Source organism: Campylobacter coli LMG 9860, from assembly GCF_000254135.1.
GTDB lineage: Bacteria > Campylobacterota > Campylobacteria > Campylobacterales > Campylobacteraceae > Campylobacter_D > Campylobacter_D coli.
The window spans coordinates 1-2,250 of sequence record NZ_AINS01000056.1 but is presented as its reverse complement, the minus strand read 5'-3'; the positions used below and the strand labels follow the sequence as shown (position 1 = coordinate 2,250).

The 2,250-nt window shown below is 32.5% G+C and carries 2 protein-coding genes and 3 tRNA genes; all 5 read left to right on the top strand.

Translation table 11 applies throughout. The annotated features are described in order from the left end of the window. Positions 1-34: 34 nt before the first annotated feature. Positions 35-123: transfer RNA gene (locus tag CCO88_RS07735), tRNA-Leu, on the top strand. A 20-nt stretch (positions 124-143) separates the two neighbouring features. After that, a tRNA-Cys gene (locus CCO88_RS07730) sits at positions 144-217 on the top strand. Positions 218-248: 31 nt separating this feature from the next. After that, positions 249-336, top strand: a tRNA-Ser gene (locus CCO88_RS07725). 75 nt (positions 337-411) lie between these two features. Next, entirely contained in the window at positions 412-741 is a 330-nt protein-coding gene (locus CCO88_RS07720; protein WP_002778925.1) for a hypothetical protein, read from the top strand. Positions 742-898: 157 nt separating this feature from the next. Continuing rightward, a partial coding sequence (locus CCO88_RS10075) for a hypothetical protein (RefSeq protein ID WP_238322096.1) occupies positions 899-2,250 on the top strand: 1,352 nt, incomplete at its 3' end.

Genomic DNA, 2,250 nt, shown 5'->3' with positions numbered 1-2,250 from the left:
AGTTCGAATCTCGTTTCCCGCTCCATTATCACCCGCCCGGGTGGTGGAATTGGTAGACACAAGGGACTTAAAATCCCTCGGAATTTTTCTTCCGTGCCGGTTCAAGTCCGGCCTCGGGCACCACTTTTTCTAAAAATTATCAGGGCGACATAGCCAAGCGGTAAGGCATGGGCCTGCAAAGCCTTGATCTCCGGTTCGAATCCGGATGTCGCCTCCAAAAAAGGCAATTAATTTTTACAACTTCAATTCGGGAGATGGCTGAGTGGTCGAAAGCGGCGGTCTTGAAAACCGTTGAGGGTCACACCTCCAGGGGTTCGAATCCCTTTCTCCCGGCCACTTTGAAATTTTCATTAGTTTAACAAACTCTGTTATGATAAATTGATTTGATCTAAAAAATAAGGAAATCAATTTATGAAAAAATTCATCTTAATCTCATCTATACTTTCATCTTTTTTTATATTTGCCGAGGCAAATGAACTGCCAAGTGATAAAATCCAACCCGAAGTAAAAGTTATCAAAGAACATTTTAAAAACAAAGTAGAAAAGATAGAATTTGAAGCATGGGCAAAAGGCATGGGTTTAAATTTCTCAACTCAAAAATATCTTAACAATCAAAACTATAAAAAATATGCCAAAACTATGGCAAAACTCATCAGAAAAACAAGAGGAGTTAAAGGCAAGGTTGAAATTTGTTATGAAGGAACACCTCAAAAAAGAGTTCACAAATGCAATAAATTTTAATTCCTGACTTAAATTAATATCATATAAAATTTTTAAGTTTTTTTCACTATAAAAAAGCTACAATTTCTTAATTATATATCATTAAGGAAAAGGCATGTTTAAAATTATTTTGCTCATATCAATAATCTTTGGCTTAAATGCTTGCAAAGGAGAGGATATGAATAACAATGAAGATACTAATAAAGATATTAAAATGGTCTATACTCCTAATGGAGGAGGTATAAAACTCAATACAAAAACCAATGAATTTTTATTTAATCAACGAGAAAAACCCACTGGCAAATACACCAAAGAATACACCAAAGCCTTTTTAGAAGCTGTCAATATAGTCGATAATTCCCCTTATAAAAAATTTTATGAGCCTAAATATTTAGATCCAGAGTTTCACACAGGAGAGAAATCCACTTTGCTTGAATTTAAAGATTGGCAAAAGATCTATTTAAAAGATCCTGTTAAAGGAAGCTTAGCTCCTTGGACCAAAGCAGAAAAAGCTTATTATAATTCTTTAGATGGAGAAGGAAGGTATAATTATTTAGTAAAAAGAAGTGACTTAGTATGTACTCCCATAGATTTAAAAGATAGTGCTTTAATAAGACCTAAAAGACCTAAAGAAAAAAGATTTATAAATGCTTATAAAGAAGGTATGAAAGATTATAAAGAAGCTAAGAGACTAGATTATAAAGGATATGATCTTTTTCAAAAAGCCATTAAGAATTTAAGCTATGCTTATGAAGAGGGTAAAGATTATAAAGCAGGACTTGCTTTAGCAGAACTTGGATATTCAAAAGATTATTTTAGAGCCATTATAGGTAAATTAGACCAAGATGAAAACAATGAAGCTTTGTTGGATAAACTAATCAATGAATTTTTAAATGCTAATTATAGAAGCATAAGGATTTATGAAGAACTTATAGAAAAGTATGACTTAGGGGATGCTTATTGGGGTTTATATGTTTATTCTCGTAAAATAGAAGATACAGTATTTGATGATAGATTTTATTTTGCTCAGCTTAAAGATAGCAGTGAAGAGCTTTATAAAAATGCTTTTGAACATGGAGCTTATGGAGCTTTTGGTGCTAAGGCAAATACTATATATTCTGATTTAATTGCAGGAGAATATCAACTTTGCTTAGGTATATTGGGCAATAAAAAGGCTTTTTATGAAGCAGCTGTATATCTTAGTGATTCTGGTTTAAAATCAAGAGCCTTTCAAGCTCTTTGGCTTGGAGTGCAATTAGGAGATGAAAAATGTTTAGAAGGATTGTATCGTCCTTTATATGGAATACATGAAAACCCTTTAAAAAGACAACTCATGAAAGACTTTGCTAAAAATCCTCCTTATGACAAATACGGAATGCTTCCTTTTTTAGATGAGTTAATCTCTACAGAATGGATTATAGATCCAAATGAATATGATTTCATTTACGATATTAATAATAGAGTAGTGACGGCAATGCTAAATGGAATCGATAAGGGTAAATATAAAGATCCAAGAGATGTGGATTCTAC

Bases quoted from the DNA above. Each gene is read 5' to 3' on its own strand.
- CCO88_RS07720 (WP_002778925.1), top strand. From the start codon at position 412: ATGAAAAAATTCATCTTAATCTCATCTATACTTTCATCTTTTTTTATA.